The sequence below is a fragment of the Actinoplanes sp. NPDC026623 genome (assembly GCF_040638275.1).
Lineage (GTDB): Bacteria > Actinomycetota > Actinomycetes > Mycobacteriales > Micromonosporaceae > Actinoplanes.
Window position 1 is genome coordinate 1 of record NZ_JBEZXZ010000351.1, and the last position, 4720, is coordinate 4720.

Annotated in this window: 4 protein-coding genes and 2 pseudogenes; 3 read left to right on the forward strand and 3 right to left on the reverse strand. The window is 67.0% G+C overall.

Translation table 11 applies throughout. From position 1 onward, the window contains the following. Window positions 1-253: 253 nt before the first annotated feature. A pseudogene (locus AB0F10_RS44260) lies at window positions 254-748 on the forward strand (transposase); the annotation flags it as partial. A gap of 924 nt (window positions 749-1672) precedes the next feature. Then, the gene (locus tag AB0F10_RS44265) at window positions 1673-1888 is read left to right on the forward strand and encodes a hypothetical protein (RefSeq protein WP_360640349.1); all 216 of its coding nucleotides are present in this window, start codon (window positions 1673-1675) and stop codon (window positions 1886-1888) included. A gap of 96 nt (window positions 1889-1984) precedes the next feature. Here the strand turns inward: AB0F10_RS44265 and AB0F10_RS44270 are convergent. Further along, window positions 1985-2194: pseudogene (locus AB0F10_RS44270) on the reverse strand (transposase); the annotation flags it as partial. A 76-nt stretch (window positions 2195-2270) separates the two neighbouring features. Here AB0F10_RS44270 and ltrA point away from each other — a divergent pair. Next, a complete protein-coding gene (gene ltrA, locus AB0F10_RS44275; RefSeq protein ID WP_360640352.1) occupies window positions 2271-3461 on the forward strand; it encodes a group II intron reverse transcriptase/maturase in 1191 nt (396 codons plus the stop codon). Window positions 3462-3467: 6 nt separating this feature from the next. Here ltrA and AB0F10_RS44280 read toward each other — a convergent pair whose 3' ends face one another. Together AB0F10_RS44280 and AB0F10_RS44285 are read right to left on the reverse strand one after the other, a co-directional pair. Beyond that, complete coding sequence (locus AB0F10_RS44280; RefSeq protein WP_360640354.1) at window positions 3468-4484, reverse strand: IS3 family transposase; 1017 nt, start codon at window positions 4482-4484, stop codon at window positions 3468-3470. A 5-nt stretch (window positions 4485-4489) separates the two neighbouring features. After that, on the reverse strand, window positions 4490-4720 hold a 231-nt coding region (locus tag AB0F10_RS44285), incomplete at its 5' end, for a hypothetical protein (protein WP_360640357.1).

A 4720-nucleotide genomic window follows, 5' to 3' on the forward strand; every position in this document is an offset into this window, starting at 1 on the left:
CGGACGTCCGTCCGCTCTCGCGGGTCTGCGCAGATCAGCGCGCGGACGGACGACGGACGTCCGCGCGGACACCACCTATCGACTAGAAGGGAGGCCCGGCGATCACTACCAACGCCCCGACCGCAGAGGGGAAAAATCGCAGCATACGAACGTGCAAGACGCTGGAAATCGAGAATGGGCACCTCAAGACGTCCCTAGAAGTCCCGCTCTCGGATGCCGCCGCCGATGTGCTGTGGCGCATCATCGACAGCTGGCCTCGTTCCCGGCCGGCACCCGGCTGATCTGCCGCCGGGAACGCCCCCACCCCGGTGCGCAACTGTCGTTGTTCGACCAGGTCAACGGGATGCGTCACCAAGTCTTCGCCACCGACACACCACACGGCGGCGGCTCGATCCAGTTCCTCGAAGTCCGGCACCGCTGCCACGCCCGGGTCGAGGACCGCATCCGCACCGGCAAAACCACCGGCTTCGGCCGGTTCCCGTCACGCACCTTCGCGATCAACGCCGCCTGGCTGGAACTCGCCCTGACCGGCATCGACCTGCTCTGCTGGACCCAGCACCTGCTCCTGGACGGGCCACTGGCCGCCGCTGAGCCGAAGAAACTGCGCTACCGGCTACTGCACGTCGCCGCGAAACTCACCCGCACCGCCCGCACGACCACTCTGCGCATCGCCGCCGGCTGGCCCTGGACCGACGACCTCGTCACCGCGTTCCAGCGCCTCGCCGAACTACCCGAACCCGTTACCTGACAACAAATCCCGCCGCACCAGCGACCAGGACCCACGGAGAAACCCGGCCTCCGGCCGGGCGACACCGCCTGCCCGACCGCCAACAACACCGGCCACAGCCCGCCGCGACCCTGACCCACACCAACCGACAACGCTTAATGAAAGACGGAGGGTAGGGCGCACCTGGGTGTTGCGGGTGCCGCCGGCGCCGGTGCTGTGACGAACTGGACTTCCGCATCCCATGTGAACGGCTGAACGCTGACGGCCGGGCGGGTGTTCATGTCGCCTGATGGAGTCGTAGCCGTGGTGTTCGTCGTCGTGGTGGTGCCGCCGCTCGTTGCCGTGGTGCTGGTGAGCACGTGTGGCTGGTACCGCTGGCCGCCGGGAATTTCTAGTCGACGGTGCGATCGGATGTAACCGCGCCGGCCGCATGAACGCGGTGATGGAACGCTGGGCACGCACCTGCCGCCACGAACTGACAGGACCGGGACGCGAAGACGGCGCAGGACGTCCGCGTCCAGTGGGTCCTGGCTCATCGGCGAGAGGGCGAGTCTGCCAACAGGGCCACCCACATTCGGTGGATGCGCCCTGTTGGTAAGGCCCCGGCCGTCCGTGACAGCAGCCTCCGGGCGGCCGGGCCGTAGCCCGCGCGAAAGGACGTTCGATGACCTTGGGGCCATACAAAGACGAGATGACGCCGCTCTCCGCCCGGCTGACCACGTACTACCGCCACGTCACGGCGGTACACGCCAACGATCCCGCCGTAGGCGCCTGCCTGATCTGCAGGGTGTCCAGGTGTGGGGACTGGCGGTCAGCCGTCGAGCGCCTGATCTGTGCCGGTGAGCCGCCGACGATGCCGGCTACCGTGACGGCATCCCTGCCGGAGGCAGGAGGCAGGTCGACGTGACCCGGGCTGCACCGGTCCGCGTCGGCGACGTAATCCACGTGGACGAGCAGAACTATTGCTACGGGGTCGGCTCGCTGACACTGCGCGTCACGGCCATACACCGCGTATGGCAGCACGACGATGGGCTGTGGGTGGAAGTCGACGGCATCCCGTTGTGGCGCAACGGCTACGAGGGCATGGAGCGGTACGCCCTAATCCGGGTCGGCGGGATTCGCCGTCCGCCATGCCCTGCCAATGCGGGGACAACACCGTGACCGGCGGACTGTACCTCGGCCACGCGGCCCGCGATCAGCTCGCTACCGCCGAGGCTGATCTCTACCAGCACCTCTCAGAGCCCGTCCGGAAACCGTTCAGGTGCGGTGATGGCGGGCCAGGCGCCGGGTCATGACGATGATCATTGACCATTGCACGATCGCGGCGTGGTGCTCGGGTAGCCGTTCGTAGTCGCGCACAGTTCGTCTGCAGCGGGTGATCCAGGCCAGGGTTCTCTCGACCACCCATCGGCGGGGCAGCACGGTGAAGCCGGCCTGACCGGCGAGTTTGCGGACGATCTCGATGCTGGGGAAAGCCCGGTACATGGGGAAGGACGGCAGCGAGATCGCAAGGGAAGGGACTGCAATGTCCGGAGGAACCGGGGTGGATGTCCCGGTCACGTGGCCGTCGGTGCTCGTCGCCGAGGCCCGGGTACGGAAGATGCAGACCAAGCTGCACCGTTGGGCGGTCGCCGATCACGGTTTCCGGTTCGATGATGTGTTCAACTTCGTTTGCGACCCGGCCACCTTGGTGATGGCCTTCGAACGGGTCGCGGGCAACACCGGAGCCCGGACCGCAGGCGTGGACGGCGTTCGCGCCGCCGACGTCGAGACGGCCGGGGTGACAGCGCACCTGGACCACATCTGTTCCGCGTTGAAGGCGGGGACCTTCGGGCCGCTGCCGGTGCGGGAACGGATGATCCCCAAGACCGGCGGGAAGCTCCGCCGGCTGGGGGTCCCGACGGTCACCGACCGGGTGGTGCAGGCTGCACTGAAGCTGGTCCTGGAGCCCATTTTCGAGGCGGACTTCAGTCCGTGCTCTTACGGGTTCCGGCCGAACCGGCGTGCGCACGACGCGATCGCCGAGATTCACCTGTTCGGTTCCCAGGGATATCGCTGGGTGCTGGACGCGGATATCGAGGCGTGCTTCGACCGTATCGACCACGCGGCCCTTATGGACCGGGTGCGAGTGCGGGTGAAGGACAAGCGCGTGCTGGCGTTGGTGAAAGCGTTCTTGAAAGCCGGGATCATGACTGAGCTCGGCGAGCGGAACGAGACCACCTCCGGGACACCGCAAGGAGGGATCCTCTCACCGCTGCTGGCCAACATCGCCCTGTCCGTGCTCGACGACTTCGCCGCCGAGCACTGGACGACGTCGATGGCGACCCGGCAGGACCGCGAACGTCGACGGCGGCGGGGTCTGCCGACCTGGCGACTGGTCCGCTACGCGGACGATTTCGTCGTCATGGTCCACGGCACCCGCGACCACGTCGAAGACATACGCGGCCAGGTGAGCGAGGTCTTGGCCGGGATGGGTCTGAAGCTCTCTCCGGCCAAGACTCAGGTTGTCCACCTCGCGGACGGGTTCAACTTCCTCGGCTTCCGCATCGTCTGGATGCAGAAGCGTGGAACGGCCAAGTGGCACGTCTACACGTTCATCGCCGACAAACCAGTCGGATCGCTGAAGCGGAAGATCAGAGCCCTGACCCAGCAGTTGTCGCATCTCGATTACAAGATCGCGCTGATCCGGATCAATCAGACGGAACCTGTCAAGTCAACTGAGACATTTTCTTGATTTTGTTTAGCTTTGTGCTGGTGGAAGGCTGGTCCCAGCCGCAACCACGACCTGTCCGGGGTCGCTGTTGTCGGGTTTGTTGATCCATGCCCGGTCAGGGAGGCGAGGCGGCTGAGGGCGCCGGCGTCCGAACCGTTCGGGGTGGGCGGCCCAGGCCGCGTCGAGGGTGCGCTGCCGCTGTTCACGGATCTGACCTGCGGTGCCGTGATGGATCGAGGCGGGGCTGTGCAGGCCGATACCGGAGTGCCGGTGCTCGTGGTTGTAGTACGTGTAGAACGCCTCGCAGTGCTGCCGGGCGTGCTGGATCGACCCGAACCGCTCGGGAAACGTCGGGTCGTACTTCAGCGTCTTGAAGCTGGCCTCGATGTACGGATTGTCGTTGGACGTCTTCGGCCGGCTGTGACTACGGCCGATCTTCAGATCGGTCAGCAGCTGCGTGACGGTCTTGCTGGTCATCGCGGCGCCACGGTCGGCGTGCACGGTCAACTGATCGGGGTCGACGCGTTCGCGGGCGGCGGCGTCGGCGATCAACGCCTCGGCGAGTTGCCCGTCCTCGTATGCGGCGACCAGGTGCCCGACGACGTAGCGGGACCAGATGTCGATCACCGTGTATAGGTGGAACCAGACGCCCTTCTGCGGGCCGCGGAGCTTGGTGATGTCCCAGGACCAGACCTGGTTCGCCGCATCGGCCACCAGTTCGGGCTTGGTGCGGGCTGGGTGCGTGGCCTGGCTACGGCGTTCGCCGGACTGACCAGCCGCCCGCAGGATCCGGTACATCGTGGACTCCGAGCACCACCAGCGGCCCTCGTCGAGTTCACGGGCCCACACCTGTGCGGGTGCCAAGTCGGCGTGTTCAGGTCGGTTCAGCAGGTGCAGCACCTGCTCGCGCTCGATCTCGGACAGCGCTGACGGCGGTGGCTTGCGCGGTGCCCGCGGCTTCGGCTGCGCCGGCGGGTGGAGGCGCCGATAGAGGGTGGCGCGCGACACCCCGGTCAGCCGGCAGGCTCCGGCGGTGCCCCACACCGGGGTCAGCGCCTGGAGCGCCTCGGCGAGGACGGGCTCGGCATCGGCGCGGAATCCGCGCTCTCGGAGAGCAGTTCCAAGAGCGCGTGCGCTTTTCCCATGATCTGCAACGCGGTCTCGGTTTTGGCCAGCTTGGCCTGCAAGCGGGCGTTCTCCCGCTGAAGGCGGGCAAGTTCACCGTTCTCGGCCTTCTTCGCCGCCCGCGCGGCCGCTTGACGGCGGTCCGTCAAGCGGCC